General features: G+C 63.4%; 17 protein-coding genes. 8 read left to right on the top strand and 9 right to left on the bottom strand.

Annotated elements, in window-relative coordinates:
- The first annotated feature begins 34 nt into the window (after positions 1-34).
- Together ampC and G3O01_RS34870 are read left to right on the top strand one after the other, a co-directional pair.
- Positions 35-1,165 (top strand): class C beta-lactamase, encoded by a 1,131-nt coding sequence (gene ampC / locus G3O01_RS34875; protein WP_346779243.1) that lies wholly within the window; start codon positions 35-37, stop codon positions 1,163-1,165.
- The gene (locus tag G3O01_RS34870; protein ID WP_205811544.1) at positions 1,162-1,563 is read left to right on the top strand and encodes a cupin domain-containing protein; all 402 of its coding nucleotides are present in this window, start codon (positions 1,162-1,164) and stop codon (positions 1,561-1,563) included. The genes ampC and G3O01_RS34870 overlap by 4 nt, the downstream gene beginning before the upstream one ends.
- A gap of 21 nt (positions 1,564-1,584) precedes the next feature.
- Here G3O01_RS34870 and G3O01_RS34865 read toward each other — a convergent pair whose 3' ends face one another.
- Genes G3O01_RS34865 through G3O01_RS34855 form a run of 3 tightly spaced genes read right to left on the bottom strand, consistent with a single transcriptional unit; the run spans position 1,585 to position 5,446 of the window.
- A complete protein-coding gene (locus tag G3O01_RS34865) occupies positions 1,585-2,655 on the bottom strand; it encodes a serine hydrolase (RefSeq protein WP_205811543.1) in 1,071 nt (356 codons plus the stop codon).
- Positions 2,656-2,682: 27 nt separating this feature from the next.
- Complete coding sequence (locus G3O01_RS34860; RefSeq protein ID WP_205811542.1) at positions 2,683-4,014, bottom strand: MFS transporter; 1,332 nt, start codon at positions 4,012-4,014, stop codon at positions 2,683-2,685.
- A gap of 10 nt (positions 4,015-4,024) precedes the next feature.
- Positions 4,025-5,446, bottom strand: a complete 1,422-nt coding sequence (locus G3O01_RS34855) for a M20 family metallopeptidase (RefSeq protein ID WP_205811541.1) — start codon at positions 5,444-5,446, stop codon at positions 4,025-4,027.
- Between the two features lie 123 nt (positions 5,447-5,569).
- On the opposite strand from G3O01_RS34855, the gene G3O01_RS34850 reads away from it, so the two are divergent.
- The gene (locus G3O01_RS34850) at positions 5,570-6,475 is read left to right on the top strand and encodes a LysR family transcriptional regulator (protein WP_205811540.1); all 906 of its coding nucleotides are present in this window, start codon (positions 5,570-5,572) and stop codon (positions 6,473-6,475) included.
- A gap of 95 nt (positions 6,476-6,570) precedes the next feature.
- Positions 6,571-7,332, top strand: coding sequence for a Fic family protein (locus G3O01_RS34845; protein ID WP_205811539.1), 762 nt, complete (start codon positions 6,571-6,573; stop codon positions 7,330-7,332).
- A 7-nt stretch (positions 7,333-7,339) separates the two neighbouring features.
- Here the strand turns inward: G3O01_RS34845 and G3O01_RS34840 are convergent, their stop codons facing one another.
- Entirely contained in the window at positions 7,340-8,716 is a 1,377-nt protein-coding gene (locus G3O01_RS34840) for a gluconate:H+ symporter (protein ID WP_205811538.1), read from the bottom strand.
- A gap of 569 nt (positions 8,717-9,285) precedes the next feature.
- On the opposite strand from G3O01_RS34840, the gene G3O01_RS34835 reads away from it, so the two are divergent.
- The 4 genes from G3O01_RS34835 (at position 9,286) to G3O01_RS34820 (ending at position 13,909) form a co-directional block, all read left to right on the top strand.
- Entirely contained in the window at positions 9,286-10,425 is a 1,140-nt protein-coding gene (locus tag G3O01_RS34835; protein WP_205811537.1) for a porin, read from the top strand.
- A 284-nt stretch (positions 10,426-10,709) separates the two neighbouring features.
- Positions 10,710-12,782: a prolyl oligopeptidase family serine peptidase gene (locus tag G3O01_RS34830; RefSeq protein WP_205811536.1), complete on the top strand. Its 2,073-nt coding sequence runs from the start codon at positions 10,710-10,712 to the stop codon at positions 12,780-12,782.
- Between the two features lie 207 nt (positions 12,783-12,989).
- Positions 12,990-13,445: a lipoprotein gene (locus tag G3O01_RS34825; protein WP_205811535.1), complete on the top strand. Its 456-nt coding sequence runs from the start codon at positions 12,990-12,992 to the stop codon at positions 13,443-13,445.
- 200 nt (positions 13,446-13,645) lie between these two features.
- Positions 13,646-13,909, top strand: coding sequence for a hypothetical protein (locus tag G3O01_RS34820; RefSeq protein ID WP_241024531.1), 264 nt, complete (start codon positions 13,646-13,648; stop codon positions 13,907-13,909).
- 69 nt (positions 13,910-13,978) lie between these two features.
- Here the strand turns inward: G3O01_RS34820 and G3O01_RS34815 are convergent, their stop codons facing one another.
- The 5 genes from G3O01_RS34815 to G3O01_RS34795 form a co-directional block, all read right to left on the bottom strand.
- Positions 13,979-15,037 (bottom strand): ABC transporter ATP-binding protein, encoded by a 1,059-nt coding sequence (locus tag G3O01_RS34815; RefSeq protein ID WP_205811534.1) that lies wholly within the window; start codon positions 15,035-15,037, stop codon positions 13,979-13,981.
- A gap of 23 nt (positions 15,038-15,060) precedes the next feature.
- Positions 15,061-16,662 (bottom strand): iron ABC transporter permease, encoded by a 1,602-nt coding sequence (locus G3O01_RS34810; protein ID WP_205811604.1) that lies wholly within the window; start codon positions 16,660-16,662, stop codon positions 15,061-15,063.
- A gap of 30 nt (positions 16,663-16,692) precedes the next feature.
- Positions 16,693-17,688 carry an iron ABC transporter substrate-binding protein gene (locus G3O01_RS34805; protein ID WP_241024538.1) on the bottom strand — a complete coding sequence of 332 codons (996 nt, stop codon included), beginning with the start codon at positions 17,686-17,688 and terminating at the stop codon, positions 16,693-16,695.
- A 108-nt stretch (positions 17,689-17,796) separates the two neighbouring features.
- Positions 17,797-19,089 (bottom strand): iron uptake transporter deferrochelatase/peroxidase subunit, encoded by a 1,293-nt coding sequence (efeB, locus tag G3O01_RS34800; RefSeq protein WP_205811532.1) that lies wholly within the window; start codon positions 19,087-19,089, stop codon positions 17,797-17,799.
- Positions 19,090-19,156: 67 nt separating this feature from the next.
- Positions 19,157-20,368, bottom strand: coding sequence for a hypothetical protein (locus tag G3O01_RS34795; protein WP_241024529.1), 1,212 nt, complete (start codon positions 20,366-20,368; stop codon positions 19,157-19,159).
- Positions 20,369-20,376: the final 8 nt, after the last annotated feature.

Genomic DNA, 20,376 nt, shown 5'->3' with positions numbered 1-20,376 from the left:
GAAAGGTGTAATGGGCAGCATGCGTGTCGTGGCGATGTTGTGCGCGCTTGGCGTATCCGCGGTGAGTCGCGCGGCCGACGTGTCGCACGAGCGCATCAAACAGACCGTCGATGCCGTCATCGAGCCGATGATGTCGAAGGACAAGATTCCCGGTATGGCCGTCGGTGTGATAGTCGATGGGCGGGCGCAGGTGTTCAACTACGGCGTTGCATCGACGGAAACGGGTAAGCCTGTCACCGATGCCACGCTGTTCGAACTCGGCTCGGTGAGCAAGACTTTCACGGCGACGTTGGCGCAATGGGCGCAAGTCGACGGGCAGTTGTCGTTGAGCGATGACGTCGACAAGTATCTGCCGACGCTGCGCGGCACGCCGTTCGGCAAGGTCAGCCTGCTCAATCTAGGCACGCATACGCCAGGTGGCCTGCCGTTGCAGGTTCCCGACGAGATTCACAACGACGCGCAACTGATGCGCTATTTCAAGGCGTGGCGCCCGGCCTACGCGGCCGGCACCTACCGGACCTACGCGAATCCCGGAATCGGCACGCTGGGTGCGATCGCCGCGAAGAGCATGGGGCAGGACTTCACCGTGCTGATCGAGCGGCGGCTATTTCCGGCGCTCGGCTTGAAGAACAGCTTCATCGATGTACCCGCCGGGCGCGCAGCCGATTACGCGCAAGGCTATACGAAGGACGGCAAACCGATCCGCATGGCGGGCGGCGTGCTGGCTGCGCAGGCGTACGGCGTCAAATCGACAGCCCCCGACATGCTGCGTTTTATCGATGCCAACATGAAGCAGGTCAAGCTCGACCCGCAACTGCAACGGGCAATCGTCGACACGCATACCGGCTACTTCAAGGCAGGCCCGATGACGCAGGATCTGATCTGGGAACAATATCCCTATCCAGTGGCATTGACCGCGTTGATGGAAGGCAACGCGCCCTCGATGGCACTCGACGCCAATCCCGTTACCGCCATCACGCCGCCCGTAGCGCCGAGAGACGACGTGTGGATCAACAAGACGGGTTCGACCAACGGCTTCGGGTCGTATGTGGCGTTCGTGCCGCAAAAGCGCATGGGCATCGTGATACTCGGCAATCGCAACTTCCCGATTCTGGACCGGGTTGCCGCCGCGCATAAAATCTTGACGTCGCTGGAGCAGCGATGAAGCGGTGTCGATTCATCGCCGCGGCGCTTGTGTCAGGTGTTTTTGCGTTAAATGCACAAGCCGCCGACACGACATCAGAAGCAAAGGAGACGCTCGTGCTGCAACGGGCGCCCGTCGTGCAGACCGATCGCGAACTGGGCATGGGCATCGCCGAATTTCCACCGCGCGCGTCGAAGCCGCGTCACAAGGCAACGGGGCCGGAACTCTGCTACGTGCTGGAAGGCGAGGTCACTGTGGAGATCGAGGGCAAGGCGCCGCACGTGTATCACGCGGGCGAATCATTCGCGTTGCCGGCCTATGTCGTGCACGTCACGACGGCGGGCCCATCCGGCGCGAAAGTCCTTGCAAGCTGGGTCCATACGCCGGGCAAGCCGTTCAACGTCCCGGCGCAGGACTGATTGCTGCGTCGTGTCGAGGCGTTAGCGCGAGCACACGGTATCGATCGCGTTCAGCATCTTGCCGAAGAACGCGTCCGCGAACTGCGAATCGAGCCAGCGCACGATCAATGCGATCCGGCGCTGCGGCTCGATCCACATGAACGAACTGCCCGCGCCGACGCCGAAGTAACTCGTCTCCGGCACGCTCGGAAAGACACGGCGCCCCGTGTTGAGCCACACCAGATAACCGTAGTACGAGGCCAGCGCACAAGGCGTTTGCATCCGCGTGATCCATTCAGCCGATAGCACGCGGTGTCCCTTGGCGACGCCACCGTCAAGCAGCATCTGCGCGACTTTCAGTTGATCGTTCGCGCTTACCGACATGCCGCCGCCCCAGTGCGAGCCGCCCGGCACCGATTGCACGCGCCGGCCTCCGAGTTCGAGCCACGCGTCGTCATAACCGACCCATTGCCAGTTTTCGCTTGCGCCGACAGGCCGCATGATCGCCTCGCGAAATACCTCGGGTAACGGCTTGCCGAACAGATGCAGCAACGCGAGCGATAGCTGGTTGATGCGCACGTCGTTGTATTCCCAGTACGTGCCGGCTTGCTGCAACGGGCGCGGATCGCCTTTCTTGCCATTGGGCGGATCGCCGAACGTCACCGCGCGATAGTGGTCGGCCTGGTCGGACAGTCCGAAACACTTGCCTTGCCATTCGCTCGTCTGCTGCAGCAGGTGCGTCCATGTGATGGGCGCGTTGTGATCATCGTCGAAACCGATGCCGGGCACGCGTACGCGTACCGGCTCGTCGGGATCGGGCAGCAGGCCGCGGTCGTGCGCGACGCCCGCGAGCAACGCGAGATAGGTCTTCGCGATGCTGAACGTGAGATCGGCGCGATCCGGCTCGCCCCATGTCGAGAGCAGCCGGCCGTCGACCGCGACCGCGCCCGATACGGGACCACGGTCGTGAATCGGCCCGAGCAGCCGGTTCCACGGCGGCGGATCGTTCACGTGCACGCCGAATTTGCCATCGGCGTTGCGGTCCCACGGCGATTCGTGGTCGATCGAAAACTGGATGGCGTCCCTGATTTCCTGCGGCAAATCGTGTTGCATACGTGACGGTTCCTTCAATCGTTCGGTTCAGTGCGCATTCAGCCGTGCGCGTGCATAGACCAGCGTCAGCAGGCTGACGACAGCGGCCATCATCAGATAAAGACCCGGTGCGAGATTGTTACCCGTTGCCGCGATCAGCGACGCGACGGCGAGCGGCGTGAAGCCGCCGAATATCGTTGTGCCGATGTTGTAGCCGAATGCCATGCCCGTGGTGCGCGTGCGGGTCGGGAACAGTTCGGCCATCAGCGCGGGAATCGGCGCGAAGTAGGTGGCCTTCAGCAGCGCGACCCAGATGACGGCGGCGAGCAGCGTCGGCAACGACGGGTGCGCGTTCATGAACATGAAGGCGGGATACACCGTTACGAAGAACAGTGCGCCCGCACCCAGCATGATGCGCGTGCGGCCCACCTTGTCCGACCAGTGGCCGACGAGCGGCGTAAGCACCGTGACGATCAACCCGGCCATCAGCGTCGCGATGAAGCCCGACGACGGCGCCAGCCCGAGTTGCCGCGCTGCATATGTCGGCATGTAGAGAATCATGTAGTTGGCCGTGGTCGTCAGCACCAGCGCGCCGATCGACACGAGCACGCGCGATTTCTGCGTCGCAAGCAGTTCGCGGATGGGCGATTCGGCCTTTTCGATGCGCTCGAATTCGGGCGTTTCGTCGATGCGCTGGCGGATATACAAACCGACCGGCCCGATCAGCATGCCGAACAGAAACGGAATACGCCAACCCCAGCCTTCCAGTTGCGGCTGCGTCAGCATGCCCGTCAGTACCGCGCCGAACGCCGACGCGAGCAGCGTGCTGGCGCCCTGGCTGGAGAACTGCCAGCTCGACATGAAGCCGCTGCGATGCGGCGCGTGCTCGATCAGAAATGCCGTCGAGCTGCCGAACTCGCCGCCCGCCGAAAAGCCCTGCAAAAGCCGCGACACGAAAATGCCGATCGGCGCGAGCAAGCCGATGGTTGCATACGTCGGCATCAGCGCGACCATGCCCGTGCCAATCGTCATCATCGCAATGGATAGCGTCAGCGACGCCTTGCGCCCCTTGCGGTCGCTATACGAGCCGAGCACGAGCGCACCGATCGGCCGCGCGAGATACGACAGCGCGAAGGTGCCGAGCGTGAGCAGCAGCGAGATGGTGGCGTTGTTGGTCGGGAAGAAGAGCTTGGACAGCGTGGTCGCGAAGTAACCGTATGCGATCAGATCGTAGAACTCGAGCGCATTGCCGATCGATGTCGCGATGATCAGGCGCGACACGCTTGCGCCCGACGCTGGGTGCGACGATGTCTGCGTTGTATCGTGAGGCGGGTGAGCCGGGTGAGCAGGGTGATGGGCGGTGACGGAATCCACGTTCATTGCGACGTCCTCAGGCAAGGGTTGTCGAAACATGCGGTGCGGGGTTGAGGGCGTCGGCTTGCTGCGCGCCGAGATCCCAGAAAAGACCTGCCATGATGCGCAGCCCGTCGCGTACGACGGGACCGAGCAGATGCTCGTTCGGCGCGTGCTGCGAGCAGCCGGGGTACGAGTGCGGCACCCACAGCGTCGGCATGCCGAGCACGTCGGCGAAGACGTCGTTGGGCAGCGTGCCGCCGAGGTTCGGCAGCAGCACGGGTTCGTCGCCCGTGGTTTCGCGCAGCGAGCGCAGCGCCCATTGCACCCACGCGTTGTCGGGATCGACGCGCGTCGCGGGCGCACCGCGTTCGACGTCCAGTTCGACCATACCGAAGCCGTGTTTGTCGAGATGCGCGCGGACGATCGACTCCAGCTTCTGCCACTCGGTGCCGACCACGAAGCGGATCTGCATGTACGCGACCGCCGACGGCGGAATCGCGTTGACGGGTTTGTCGGGGTTGCCCGTGCGGAACGCGAGCACTTCGAGGTTGTTCCAGCCGAACACGCGTTCTGTCGGCGTCAGGCCCGGTTCGCCGTAGTCGGTATCGACAGTCGGCTCGCCCGGATTGCCGCCTACGCGGATATCGGCAAGCGCGCGGCGCACGGAATCGGGAATGGGCGGCGGGCGCAGACCTTCGACGAGAATCTGGCCGTTCGCATCGACCATCGATGCAATCGCGCTCGCGAGCACCACGCCCGGATTGCGCAGCAGCCCGCCCCAGTTACCCGAATGGTGGCCGCCGTCGCGCAGCGTCAGTTCGAGCTTGAAGTTGACGAGGCCACGCGAGCCGAGAAAGAGCGTCGGACGATGCGCGGACAGACGCGGGCCGTCGGAGGCGATCAGCACGTCGGCGGCGAGTTCGTCGCGCAGTTGCGTGCACAGCGCGTGCAGGCCGGGCGAGCCGACTTCTTCTCCCGTTTCGAACAGCAGCTTCAGGTTGAAGCCGAGCTTGCCGCCGCGTGCGTCGAGCACGGCTTTGAGCGCGGCGAGGTTGATGCTGTGCTGGCCTTTGTTGTCGGCGGTGCCGCGGCCATACCAGCGTTCGCCTTCGACGGTGACGTCCCACGGCGAGAGGCCGTTGCGCCACTGCGCATCGTAGCCGCGCACGACGTCGCCGTGGCCATAGCTGAGCACGGTCGGTAGGGCGTCGTCTTCGTGGCGATGCGCGATCAGAAATGGACCGGCGCCTTGTGCCGGGTTATCGACCACGCGGCAGGTGAAGCCCCATTGCGTGAGCAGCGGCGTCAGTTCGTCGTCGAGGTAGCCGCGCAGGCGCGCGCCGCTGTCGGACTCCTGGCTCTCCGTGCGATACGCGACGCGGCGGCGCAGATCATCGAGAAAACGGCCTGAATCGTACTGGCTGGCCGCGGATTGGATGGCGATTTCACGAGTCAACGACGTATCTCCTTGGCTTTGTGGGGGTAGTAGTCGAGCCGATGCTGCGGTCGCCGATATTTCTGCACAATTACAATATTTGCCACGAATCGTTGCCGAAACGGCAAAGCGGCGAGGCGCTCAATGGACAACACAGCACTGCGTTACTTTCTGGAAGTGGCCCGCAGCGGGTCGCTGAGCAAGGCGTCGGAACGGCTTTATGTCGCCGTGTCGGCATTGAGCCGGCAGATCGGCAAGCTCGAGGAGGAACTGGGCACGCCGTTATTCGAACGGCGTCCGCGCGGCATGGTGCTCAGCGATGCAGGCCGGCTGCTGGCCGAACACGCGCGGCGCAGCGTGCTCGAAACCGAACGCGTGGTCGGCGAGATTCGCGGCTTGAGCGAGGAAGGGCGCGCGACCATACGCGTCGCGAGTTCAGAAGGTGTCGCGCCGCATTTTCTGCCGCAGGTGTTCGCGCATTTCCTGAAGACCTATCCGTCGACGCATTTTCAGCTCGACGTGTCCGCGCCTTCCGTGGCGACGCAGCGCGTGCGGGAAGGGACCGCCGATATCGCCGTGTGCTTCAGCATCGCGCCCGAGAAGGAGATCAACGTGCATTACTCGCAGCGCGCGCCGATTTACGCACTGGTGCGGCGCGGGCATCCGCTTGCTGCGCGCGAGTCGGTGTCGCTGAAAGACCTCACCGCGTGGCCGATCGCGATGGACAACCAGGGCGTGACGATCCGGCAACTGTTCGATATCGCGTGCAGTCTGGAAGGACTGATCTTCGAGCCGCTCTTCGTCAGCAACTACCATGCGGCGTTGCAGAGCTTCGTGCGCCTCACCGATGCCGTCACGCTGACGGGCTATCTGACCGTGCGCAGCCGGCTCGAGGTGGACGGGCTGGCGGCGATTCCGATCTCGAACGCCGAGTTGCATCAGCGCACGCTGCAGGTTCAGACGATGGCCGGGCGCACGCTGCCGCAGGCGATGCAGACATTTGTCGAACTGCTGATGCGGGCGATCGAGGCGCCGGAGATTGTGGATTGACAGTACGACTGCTTGAGGTGTCGTGAGCAGGGGCAATGCTATGATTTCTCACACGCGCATCACCGAACAGACATCCTTTCGCGCTCAGCACGCCGATGACAACGCACCCTCCCGCGCCCTTCGAGGCGATCGATAACGACAAGTCAAAGCTCGATGCGGCACGCCCGTTGCCCAGGCATACGCTTGCGACGCTGCGCGAGAAGCTCGCGCTGGAGTGGACGTATCACTCAAATGCGATCGAGGGCAACACGCTCACACTTCGCGAAACCAAAGTCGTACTGGAGGGGATAACGGTAGGAGGCAAGTCGCTTCGCGAGCATTTCGAGGCGACCAACCATCGCGATGCGATTCTTTATGTCGAGGAGCTTGTTGCGAAGCAGGAGCCCTTGTCCGAATGGCAAATCCGCAACATCCATGCGCTCGTCCTCAAAGGCATCGACGACGGCGAAGCAGGACGATATCGCCAGGAGAACGTGGTGATTGCAGGCGCCAGCACGACGCCGCCCGATTTTCTCCATTTGGCCGCCGACATGGCGTCCCTCGTCGAGTGGCACACTCAGGCGGACGCGCTGCATCCGATCACCCGCGCAGCCGAACTGCACACGCGCTTCGTCAAGATTCATCCCTTCGTGGACGGGAACGGTCGCACAGGACGCCTGCTGCTGAATTTCGAGTTGATGAAGGCGGGCTATCCGCCCGCGATCATCCGCAAGGAAGATCGGCTCGCCTACTACGACGCGCTCGACGAGGCCTGCGTAACGGGCGACTACACCGCGATCACGCAACTCGTCGCGCAAGCCATTCAGCGTTCGCTGGACACTTATCTGCAGGTTCTGGGTTTGCGCAGCGAACGTTGAAGCGCTGTCAGCCCAATAGCCCCCACAACACCAGCGTCCCCGCCAGCCCAACCACCGACACGATCGTCTGCAGGATCGACCAGACGAACACGGTCTGCTTCAGCTTCAGCCCGAAGTATTCGCGCACCATCCAGAAGCCCGCGTCGTTGACGTGGCAGAAGAACACCGAGCCCGCGCCGATCGCGAGCGCCATCAGCGAGTTGTGCGTCGCCGACAGGCCGGCCACCACAGGCGCGACAATACCTGCCGTCGTTGTGGTCGCAACCGTTGCCGAACCCGTCGCCTGACGCAGCGCGACGGCGATCAGCCACGCGAGCAACAGCAACGGCATATGCGAGCCGACGGCGATCTTGCCGATCGTCGCGCTGATGCCCGCAGCGACGAGCGTCTGCTTGAGACCGCCGCCCGCGCCGATGGTCAGGAGGAGCGCCGCGATCGGCGGCAGGCTCTTGCGCAGAATCCCGCCGACGCGGTCCCGCGACATACCGCGCGACCAGCCAAGCGCGACGATCGCGAAGATCACCGTCAGGCCGAGCGCGATGATCGGCTCGCCGAGAAAGTCGAGTGTGTCGTACGCCAGCGTGTCTTTGGTGAGCGCGAGCTTGGCCACCGTGCGGCCGAGCATCAGCACGACGGGCATCAGGATCGTCACCAGCGACACGACAAAACCGGGCAACTCAGTCTGCGTCGACTCGGCGCGAAAGAGCTTGCCCATTTCTTCGGGCTCGTCGATATGCATGCGCCTGGACAGCGCCATGCCATACAGCGGCCCCGCGAGAATCACCGCCGGAATCGCGACGATCAACCCAAGGCCAAGCGTGATGCCGAGATCGGCATGCAGCGCGCTCACGGCGATCAGCGGGCCCGGATGCGGCGGCAGCAGCGCGTGCAGCGTCGTCATGCCGGCAAGCGCGGGAATCGCGATGCGCAATATCGGCTGCTGTGAGCGGCGCGCCATCACGAAGATGATGGGCACCATCATCACGAGGCCCACTTCGAAAAAGAGCGGCAGGCCGATGATGATCGCGACGAGCGCCATCAGCCAGGGCAGGCGGCGCGGCGTCGAGTGCTCGAGAATGGTCGATACGAGCCGGTCGGCTGCGCCCGAATCGGCCATCAGCGCACCGAGCATCGCACCGAGCGCGATGATGATGCCGACGTCGCCGAGCAGCGCGCCCGCGCCCTTGCTGAAAGAACTGGCGACGGTTTCGAGCGGCAGTTGCGCGGTGAAGCCCGCGGCGAACGTGCCGATCAGGATCGACAGGAACGGGGCAAGCTTGAGCGCGCTGATGAAGACGATGATCAGCACGAGGCCGAGCGCGCACGCGAGGACGAGGCGTGTGTCGTGAGCGGACCAGGGAGTCAGGGCTGCGGTGAGATGCACGGGATGTCTCTTTCTGATGGAGCGGTGGTGAGGTTATTGGAAGAATCGCAGCGTGCGTGCAGGGCGCACGGGGGCTGGCGCGGCGCGACCGATAGTAACAGCGCCTGCTTTCAGATGCCTGCTGGCGCGCAAAAGCGTTGCTGGCGGGAAAAAAACACGCGGGCGTATTGCCTGGATTCCGTTAAAAGACAATAGGTCGCTTTATCAATTGTTTATTGATTGATTTAATATAAATTAAATAGGGCCTATTTTATTGCGTCACCTTACCATTATAAGAATCCGAAAGGAATATATGTGGAGATGCACTTGCCAGTTCAACTTCGATTCCATAAAATCCGTCGGCCTGTATTCCGGGAACAGCTAGAATTAGGCACTTGGGGCGTATCCGCGAGAGGGATACGCCCTATTTCATATGGCGTCCAGATTTTCCGCAATTACGAATGACGTTACGGGGAAGATTGAGAAAGCTTTTAAACGGTGGTTAAAACACAACGATAAACTCGCAGAGCCGGATCAATCAGATATTCTCCGCGCCACGATAGCATTCGTTATCGGATAATGGAGAAAAGATGAAAAAGCTCGTACTCTCGACCCTCTCGCTCGCATTGATCGGCACGGCTGGCGTCGCACACGCCCAGAACTCGGTTACGCTCTACGGCCTGCTCGATACCGGCCTCACGTATTCCAGCAACTCCGGCGGCCACAGCAACTTCCAGCAGGCTAGCGGCATCCTCAACGGCAACCGCTGGGGCCTGCGCGGCTCGGAAGATCTGGGTAACGGCCTGAAGGCAATCTTCACCCTGGAAAGCGGCTTTAACCTGTCGAACGGCAACATGGGCCAGAACACCCGTCTGTTCGGCCGCCAGGCGTTCGTCGGCCTCGCCAGCAACCAGTACGGCTCGGTCACGCTCGGCCGCCAGTACGACAATCTCGTCGACAACCTGGGACCGCTGTCGCTGAACGGCACGCAATACGGCGGCACGCTCGCTTCGCACCCGTACGACAACGACAACCTGAACAACTCGTTCCGCGTCAGCAACTCGGTCAAGTACCAGAGCGTCGATTACGCGGGCCTCAAGCTCGGCGCGATGTACGGCTTCTCGAATGAAGCGGGCGGTTTCTCGGACAACCGCGCGTATAGCGTCGGCGCGTCGTATACGTTCGGCGGCCTGAAGGTTGCTGCAGCGTACCTGCAACTGAACAATTCGGGCACGGCCAACTCGAGCGGCGCGGTCAGCAACGACGCGACGTTCACGGCTTCGCGTCAACGCACGTACGGCGCGGGCGTGAGCTACGCGTTCGGTCCGGCTAACGTCGGCTTCGTGTTCACGCAGACGCAACTGGCGAACGTGACGTCGATCGGCGCAACGGCATCGGGCACGACGAGCGGTCTCCCGGTGGGCGGCCAGGGCGCGCACTTCACGAACTTCGAACTGAACGGCCGTTATGCACTGTCGCCGGCCCTGTCGGTGTCGGGTGCCTACACGTACACCGATGCAAGCCTGGAAGGCGTCGATCCGAAGTACCATCAAGTCACGCTGCAAACGGACTACGCGCTGTCCAAGCGTACCGATGTCTATGCTGAAGCCGCGTATCAGCACGTCGGCAGCACGGGCGGTTCGAACATCACGGCGCACATCGTCGGCGTGAGCGCTTCGTCGTCGGATTCGCAAGTGGTCGGCACGGTCGGTATCCGTCACCGCTTCTAAGCCGCTTCCAGGCCGCTTCCGGACCGCTTTCGGACGTCTCGCAACGCGTGCCCGGAAGGGCGCGTGTTGTGTCTGCCGAAGGTGTTCAACGCGCGTCTCCGCTTCGGCGGGGCGCGCGTTTTTGCATTTACTTGCCGCGTCGAGTGGAATAATTTCGTCCGCAACTTTGTCCCATATCACAGATTTAATACGCGATCCTGATCATTATCATCGTCCAGAATGAGAAGCCTGACACGCGTACGCCTCGTCTATCCGTCACGTAACTTTTGTTCTCTGGATCCCCTATGACTCGCACATCCGTCTGGCCTGAATCCGATCCGTTTCTGTTTCTGGAAGACCTGGATAGCCCTGCTGCTCGCACATGGGTCGATGAGCAGAACAGGCGCACGTATGCCGAGTGGCGGGATGGTCCGCTGTACGACGATCTCGTCGTCAAGCTGGAGCACGCTTTTCTGCCGGCCGAGCGGCCCGTCATTCCCGCGCGTTGCAAGGATTGGGCGTACGACGTATGGACCGACGCGAACCATCCAAAAGGGCTGTGGCGCCGCACGTCGTGGAAAAGCTGGCGCGAGGGCTCGCCTGACTGGCAACGCATTCTGGACTTCGATGCGCTGGGCGACGCCGAAGGCACGCCATGGATACTCGCCGACCTGGCCATCCTCTATCCCGACGGCGATCGCGCACTGATCCTGCTGTCGCCGGAAGGCGGCGACTCCATCGTCGTGCGCGAATTCGATATCGAACAGCGCCGTTTTGTCGACGACGGGTTTGTCATCGAAGCAGGCGGCAAGCATTCGATCGAATGGATCGATCGCGATACCGTCTATGTGGGCTGGGACGGCGGCGGCGACACGCTCACGCGGTCGGGCTATCCGCGCGAGGTCAGGCGCTGGACGCGTGGTACGTCGCTAGCCGAAGCGCCAGTCGTGTTTCAGGGAGAATTCGACGATATCAGCGTCGACGGTTGCTACGATCCCGTCGAGCGACGGCATATCATGAGCCGGGCCGTCGATTTCTTCGATTCACATACCTACCATGTATCGGGCGATGGCGGCTGGACGCGCTTCGACGTGCCCGCGCACGTGGCGGTCGGCGTTTGGAAAGGATGGCTGCTGCTTCAGCCGCGGCTCGACTGGGACTGCGATGGCGCCACACACGCGAACGGCAGTTTGCTGGCTGTCCGCGAACAGGCGTTTCTGGCCGGCAGCCGCGATCTGATCACACTGTTCGCACCCACCCCGATGACGTCGGCGTGCGGATGGACGGCGACGCGCGACTATCTGATCGTATCGTGGCTTGACGACGTGGAAAGTCGCACCATCGTATGGCAGCCGCGCCAGTTGGCCGACGACGAATGGTCGTGGCATCCCCGCGTGTATCCCGTGCGGGATACGTCGCAGGTCGGCCTGACGCCCATCGCGGCCGACATTAACGACGAAGTGTATGTCCATGTCGACCACTGTCTGCGGCCGCCCGAATACCTGCTGGCCGATCTGGCTGTCGAAGACCTGACGCAATGCTCGCTGCTGGCGCGCTGGCCAGCGCAGTTCGATGCCGCGTCGCTGGCTGTTCGGCGCGAGCACGCGCAATCGCGCGACGGCACGCAGGTGGCCTACACGTTGATCGGGCCGCGCGCGGTGCTCGAAGGCGACGCGCCGACGCCATGCCCCTGCCTGCTGACAGGTTATGGCGGTTTCGCGGTGCCGCTCGTGCCGGGTTATGACGCAGGGCTGGGCGTCGGCTGGCTCGAGCGCGGTGGCGTGGCGGTGATCGCCCATATTCGCGGCGGCGGAGAGTTCGGCACGGACTGGCACACGTCCGCGCAACGGGAGCACCGGCAACGCGCATTCGACGATTTCATTGCCGTGGCGGGGAAGCTGATCGCTGACGGCATCACCACGCCCGAACAACTCGGCATCCAGGGCGGCAGTAACGGCGGACTGCTGGTGGCTGCGTGCATGGTGCAGCGCCCGGAGTTGTTCGGCGCCGTCGTGTGCCAGGTGCCGCTGCTCGACATGCAGCGCTATCACCTGTTGCATGCCGGGGCTTCGTGGATCGACGAATACGGCGATCCGGACGATCCCGATCATGCGCTGGCGCTTGCGGCCTGGTCGCCGTATCACCGCGTTGCCGCTGATAGCACCTATCCACCCGTGCTGTTCGCGACATCGACGAGCGACGACCGCGTGCATCCGGGGCATGCGCGAAAGATGGTGGCGCGGATGCAGGCGCAAGGGCATCGGCATGTATGGCTTCTCGAGAAAACGGACGGCGGCCATGGCAGCGTGGATGGGCTCGACGCAGCGCAATCGCAGGCGCTCGAATACCGCTTCCTGTGGGACACCCTGTCGCGATGACGCAGATCGCCAGGCGACGGATGGCCGGTTTGCGCGACAGCGCCTGCATGGAGAAGGGCGCGGCGCGATGAACCGGCGAACAGCCGTTGCTGCCATGCTCTCGACGTGAGCCACGGGTGCAGGATGCTTCGACGATCGCGAGGATCTGCGGGCGGTCCTGTCGCCCCGCTATAATCGCGCTCGAATGTCGCAAAGGAAGCCCAGCTCGTGAAAAAAATCCATGTCATCGCGCTTGCCGCGCTCGTGCTTGCGGGTTGCTCGTCCGCCGAAAAGGAGGCGCGCCAGGCGCAGGAGTTCGCCCATAACGAAACCAGCCTTGCCGCTGCGCAGCGCAATGCGGCTGTCAATTGCGACGGTGCGCAGTGCGACGCCGCCTGGGTGGCGACGAAGCGCTACGTCGAGCAGCATTCGGACACGTCCCTCACGCGCGCCGATGCCGTGTCGATCGAAGCTGACGTGCCTTACAGTTCGGGCAAGGTGTCGTTGTCGGCGACGCGCGTCGCGCGACCGGGTGGCGCGACGCTTACACTGTTTGCGCAGTGTCGCGGGATGTACGGAGCGGACAACGCGAAGGGTTCCGACTATGACGAGTGCGCGGAAAAGATACTGAAGGCACAGAACGGTTATGTCGCGTTTGTCAGGAAGCAGGTGACGGGGCAGTAAGCGACGTCACGCTCCGACTGCGCGCAGCGCGCGCCGGCAGGGCGCGCTTCGGCGCTGATCTCGCACCTCATTCGCGCCGCAGGTGCGGAAACCGGCAACAATGAATTGTCCGGCTGGGCCTCACCGGCCGGCCGATGCCCGTCTACACTTTCTCCATTCCAGCCGCGAAAGATTGCACGCGGAACATCTACCGGAGAAAGATGATGAAAATGATTCAGTTGATTGTTGCCGTGTCGCTTGCAATCCCGGCCGTGTCGTCGTTCGCACAGTCGTCGCCGCAAACGGTCAATGACGACATCCGGGCGCAACTGGCGCAGCAGAAAACGACTTACAGATACGCCGACGCGACCGACCAGACACAGGCTTCCGTCGACAATGCCAGGCGCATTGGTCTGCTGCCGCACCAGATTACCGGGGTGAACATGGGGCGTTACTCGCTGTCCGTGGTGCGTCCGTCGTTCTGATGCCGTCGATGGACTGCTGCCAATGGCACGCATCCCTATCGCCATACGTCGGCAAGGTCGACGTTGCCTCTAGTTCAGTGGGTAAGCGAGGACGTTTCCGTCCACGGTGAGCCTGAGAATGTCCCCAACGGCGGGCGCACGATGTCCCGGCACGCTCGCACGAACCGGTACAGGCGATGGGCCGCGCGTTTGAAGGGTGACGTGCGCATCGGGCCCGTTAAAGCGCAGATCGGTGACGAGCGCTTCGACGGCGGTGCCGTCCGCAGGCAACGCTTCGTTCGCCGCGAGCGGGCGCACCTGTTCGGGGCGCACCATGATGTCGACACGGCCGTCGGCGACCGGCGCGATGAGCTTTAGCGCGCCGAGCGCGCACGTCGCGATGCCGTGGTTCGCAACGCCGGGCAACAGCACCGCATCGCCGACGAAGGTCGCAAGTTCGCGCGTCGCGGGCTGGCGATAAAGCGTCCGCGGCGGCGCGGTCTGAATCAGCTGTCCGTTCCACAACACTGCAACCTCATGGCCGAGCGACAACGCTTCGGCCTGGTCGTGCGTGACGAGCACGGCGGTTGCACCTGTTTCAGCGAGCGCCTTCGCGACCGCTTCGCGGGTTTCCGTTCGAAGTGCGGCATCGAGGGAAGAGAAAGGCTCATCGAGCAACACGAGCGAAGGCGAGGGCGCGAGTGCTCGCGCGAGTGCGACGCGTTGCTGCTGACCGCCCGACAACTGCTGCGGCGCTCGCTGCGAAAATGCCGTAGGCAAGCCCACCAGTTCCAGCATTTCGCCGACGCGATGGCGCGCGTGCCGCTGACTGCGCGGCAGGCCGAACACGATATTGTCCGCCACCGACAGGTGCGGAAACAGCGCGCCTTCCTGCGGCACGTAACCGATCTTCCGTTGTTCGGTTGGCAGATGAAGATTCTCGCCCGCGACGCGCCTGCCGTGGATTTCGATCGTGCCGCCATCGGCGCGCTCGAAGCCGCACAACACGCGCAGCAACGTCGTCTTGCCGCTGCCGGATGGCCCGAGCAGCGCGAGCAAGGTCCCGCTCTCGACTGCGAGATCGATCTCGTGCAGAACCGTGTGGCCGTCGAACGACTTGCGCAGCCCGCTGATATGAAGTTCGCTCATTCTAAGGATCAACCGGAAAGACTTCAGGTGCGATCGCCGGGCAGCGCCGAGCGTCCTGACAGCACGAACAGCAAGCCCGACGCGCACAACGAAATGCCCGTGAGCAGCGCGGCATACGGCGCAGCCGCTGCGAATGCGAGCGTCGATGTGTCGGACCAGACTTGCGTGGCGAGCGTGTGGGTATCGATGGGCGAGAGCAGCAGCGTCGCGTTCAGTTCGGTCACGACGGAGATGAAGACCATCGTTGCCGCGGCGCCGAGTCCGGGCGCGACCAGCGGCAGCAGCACTCGCACGAAGGTCTGCATGGCGTTGAGTCCGAGTGCGCGCGCGGTATCTTCGAGACGCGGTTGTGACTGCATCAACGCGGCACGCACGCTGACGAGCGCGAGCGGCATAAACAGGATTGCATAGGCGACGATCAGCAGCGTCATCCCCTGATAAAGCGGCTGTAACGCACGCACCGCGAGCGAGACGATCGCCAGCGCGACCACGAGACCCGGCACGCCTTGCGCGAGAAACACGGTGCGTTCGTAAAACGTCGCAAGCCGGGTCGGATAGCGGGCGAGCAGGTACGCGAGCGGCAAAACGAGCAGCGTCGTGACGATCGCGGCAGCAAGACCGAATCCGACCGACGACATCGTCGCATTGAAGAGCAGTTCCGGTGACACTTCAGCGGGCGTCACGGCGGCCGCCCCTTCCTGTGTGAGCCAGAAGCCGATCATGCCAAGCGGCACGCCGAGCGTGACGATACTCAACGCGGCAAACGACGCGAGCACGACCCAGCGCCAATGGCCCAGCTGATAGCGTAACGCGGGCCGCCGCGCGCCGCGATCGACGCGCTCATAGCGGGCGCGTCCACGCACGCGAAACTCGAACGCGAGGCACACGAGGCAGAGCAAAATCAGCAGGCACGCGAGCAGCGAGGCGCCGCTGTTATCGAAACTCGTGCGGTATTCGGCGTAGATCTCGGTTGTGAAGGTGCGAAAGCGCAGCATCTGGAATGCGCCGAACTCGGACAGCACGCCCAAGGCGACCAGGAGCATGCCGCCGAGCAGAGCGGGGCGCAGTTGTGGCAACACGACGCGCACGAAGCTCGACCAGCGTCCGCAGCCAAGCGCGCGTGCGCTTTCCTCCAGCGCGGGGTCCATGCCGCGCAACGCGGCCGCCACAGGCAGATAGACGAGCGGAAAATACGCTGATGTGATGACTAGCAACGCGCCCGCGAAGTCCTGCAGATCGAGGCTGATCGATACCCACGCGTAGCTGGAGACGAACGCGGGCATCGCGAGCGGCGCCGCGGCGAGCACGGCCCACAGCCGCCGGCCCGGCAGATGTGTGCGTTCGATGAACCACGCCGCAGCCGTACCGACCACAGCCGAGGCCAGCGTCGCGCTCACGGTGATCAGCAGCGTATTGACCAGCAGTTCTCCCACGAGTGGGCGGAACACGAGTTCGACGGCGTCGCTGAAACCGACTGTCGTCGCGCGGTAGAACGTGAAGGCGAGCGGCAGCAGCACGAGCAATGCGCTCACGGCGGCGCCCACGAGCAAACCGCGCGGCGCGCGTTTTCGACCGCGCGCCGCCGTGTCTACCGAAGGTTGAACGGCAACGACAGCTTCGCCGATGTCGGTCACATCGCTCACCTGTGCATTCCTTTACAGCAAGCCCGCCTGGCGCAGCAGCTTGCCGGCCTGGCTGTCGTCGCCGAGCTGTTCGAGCGTGAGCGACGGCGGTTGCAGTTCGGCAAGCGGCTTGAGCAGCGGATCAGGCGCGACGCCCGCGTGCAGCGGATATTCGTAGCTGATGTGGCTATTCGCCATCAGCGCCTGTGCGCGTTCGCTGACGAGGTACTTGAGAAATTGCTGCGCGCCGTCCGTGTTGTGGGCGTTCTTCAAGATCGCCGCGCCCGACACATTCACGAGCCCGCCGACGTCGCCGTTACTGTAGTGATAAATCGCGCTGCGCGTGGCCTTGTCGCCGAGTTCGGCATGCAGGCGCGCCCAGTAGTAATTGTTGATCACGCCCGTCACCACGCCGCCGCGATTCACCGCGGCCACGACGCCTTCATCGTCGTCGAAAATCTGCGCATTGGTTTTGAGGCCTTTGAGCCACTGCAGCGTCTGCGCTTCGCCCTTCAATGCGAGCACGGCGCTGACGAGCGGCAGAAAGTCCGCGTCGCTCGGCGCGATGCCGACCTTGCCTTTCCATTCGGGTTTGGCCAGATCGAATATCGAAGGCGGCAGTTGCGAGGGCTGGATTTTCGCGGTGTTGTAGACGAGCACGCTTTCTCGCGCGGTGACACCGACCCATTGGCCCGTCGGCGAATTGAAACGCGCCGGGATCGTACCGAGCGTCGCGGTATCGACCTTGCCGAGCAGGCCTTTTTCTTCGAGCAGCATCAGCTCGGGTGAGTTTTCCGTGAAGTACACATCGGCGGGCGATGCCGAACCTTCCGCGACGAGCTGCGCCGCGAGCGCAGGGCCTTCGCCGTTGCGAATCTTCACGGCGATGCCCGTCTGCTTCTCGAAGTCCTTCGCGAGCAGATTGACCACCTGTTCGTGCTGCGCGCTGTACACGGTGATCGACGCGGCGTGCGCGCCCGTCGCCGCGATCGACAGCGACAGTGCGGTGATTTGCGCCGCGTGGCGCATTGCCCCAAACCATGAACGGGTCATGACTGAAACCTCTTCCTCTTGATGTTGTTGGATGGCCGTTTGCCTTGCGCCGGATGCGAGCCGGTCTGTGCGGGCAAACGGCGTTTATGCTTCGAACAGTCCTGCGCCGATATAGGAACCTTCCCGCGCGCCGGGCGGCACGGCAAAAATCGCGCTGCCGATATGCGTCGTGAACTGGTTCATCATGTCGAACTTCGCAAGCTTCGCGTTGATCGGAATGAAGCCGGTGCGCGGATCCGACTGATGCGCGATAAAGATGAGACCGGCGTCATATTCGGTTTCCTGGCGCCACGGCGGCCAGCGCTCGATATAGAAGTTCGTGCCGTCGTTGTACGAATACGAGCGGCGCAGAATCTGCATGCCGGCGTTGTTCGCCTGATTCGACAGGCGCACATGTGAGTTATCGGGGATGACGTTGTTGCCGTCCTTGTCCTGCGCATTGAGATCGACGGCATCGAACTCGTTCTTCTTGCCGATCGGCGCACCTGTGTATTTGTGGCGACCGAACACCTGCTCCTGAAAGCCGAGCTCCATCTGATCCCAATGCTCCAGCGTGATGCGGATGCGGCGCACGACCGTGTAGGTGCCGCCTTGCATCCACGGCGCGTCGGCGGCGTTGGCCCAGACGAACTGGTTCATCAGCGGCGTCTTGCCCGTCGACGGGTTATTCGTGCCGTCCTTGAAGCCCATCAGATTGCGCGGCGTCTGACCTTTCGGTCCTGATAGAAACCCCGCCTGGCCCCAGCGCATCTGGATCGCGCCGTATCCCATGCGCGCCAGTTGGCGCACGGCATGGAAGGCGACTTGCGCATCGTTTGCGCAGGCCTGAATGAAGAGGTCGCCGCCCGTCTTCTCGGGCACCAGCTGGTCGCCGTTGAAGCGGGGCAGATCGACGAGCGCGGCGGGCCGCTTGCTGGCGAGGCCGTAGCGGTCTTTGCCGTCTTGCGTCGTGAAGAGACCCGGGCCGAAACCGAAGGTGATCGTGAGCGACGACGCGCCGAGGCCGAGGATATCCGCGGAATCGGCGGCGGGTTTGTCGTCGGCGGTATCGAGCGTGCCGGCGGGCTGGCCCTGCGTCATGCGTGCGGCGGCTTGCGTCCATTCGCGCAACAGCGCAATCACCTCTTCGCGCTTGTCGGTCTTGAGATCGAAAGCGGCGACATAGGTGTGACTCTGCTGCGGCGTGACGATGCCGCCCTGATGCGCGGCATAGAACGGCTCGTTCTGGCGCTGCACATCGTCGGCGTGCGTGCGCGTCAATGCGGCCTGCGCGGCGCCCATTGTCGCGAGCCCTGCGCCCGCCGCGACGGCAGCGCCGCCTGCTTTCAGGAAGCCGCGCCGGCCGGGGCGCGACGGTGGGGATTGATCGTTTGCCATGATGCTGTTCCTGCCTGTTACTTCAACCGTTGCTTGAACCGTTACTGCGACCCGTTGCGATGAACCGTCATTTCGCGATCACCAGCGTGTTCACGTCGTCCTGGACGTAGTAGAAGCCGTCGCCTTCCGGCGTCAACGCGATGCCGAACAGGTCGCCGTTGCCGGGCGGTGTCTGTGCCTTGTCGGTATCGATCCAGCGGGCGTACAACTGCTTGCCCGTTTCAGGGACGATCTCGACGACCTGGCCGTTGAGCGCGTTGGTCACCAGCAAGTGGCCGTTCGGCGCCGTCACCATTGCGAGGGGACGATGCAGCAGGCCATCGGCCGTAATCTGGCGGCCGACACCCGCACTCGTGTCGCGCGTCATCGGCTCGTCGATTTCATTGATGCGGTTGCCGATGGCATCGGACACATACAACAGCTTTTGATCCGCCGATAGCGCGAGCCCCGTCGGCCCGACGAGGAACACGCCCTTGTCGGCCTGCGCGCCGAAGCCGCTGCCCACCACGGTCTCTTTCTTCACGACGGGCGGCTTGCCTTGCGGTATGTCGAGATCGAGCTGCAGCACGGTGGCCTGCTTGAAGACGGGCGGATTGCCGTCCGCACCGCCGACGCCAAAGCCCGCCATGCTGATGAATAACGTCGCGCTCGTGCCGTTATCGACGACGGCCATATTGCCCCACGGGTCGTTGATATTCGGGCTGCTGATCACGGACGCGAGTTGGCCTTGCGAATCGAGCACCACGAGGCAACCGGCGCCTTTGGTGCCCGTCGTGCCGTCGTTGCTCGGCGTGCTGCCGACGATCACCCAGCCGGACTTGAGCATCGTCATGGCTGTCGACAGCCCGACACCGCCGGGACACGCTTTCAGATCGCGGGGGATCTTCGCGAAGAGGGTCATCTGCTTCGTGTCGGGGTGATAGTCGACGATCGTGCTGCCCGTGCCTTGCAGATTGGCCGCGTTGTTGAAGTTGTCGACGAGCACGTCGCCTTGCTTCACGGTACCCGCCGAGACGGGCGCAACGACGATCGCATACGGATTCTGATCGCCGTTGTCGGGAACGGTGTTGATGAGTGTCGTGTTACGGTGCAGCGTCTCGAGGAAGCCCTGCGGTTCCGCTTGCGCGGCGCCTGTCGTGATGAGTGCCACGATGCCGGCGGCGAGCAGCGTTGGCGTTCGAAGGTGGCGCCGCCACTGATGCCTGAACATGCGCGCAACGCGCTTCAGGTTCGTACCGGATGTTGCCGTGTCTGCGCACGGAGCCTGATGTGCCGTCATGATCGGAA

The organism is Burkholderia sp. Ac-20365 (genome assembly GCF_017104715.1).
Classification (GTDB): domain Bacteria; phylum Pseudomonadota; class Gammaproteobacteria; order Burkholderiales; family Burkholderiaceae; genus Paraburkholderia.
Note: the sequence above shows the minus strand (reverse complement) of the source record. Positions and strands in the feature narration are given on the sequence as shown.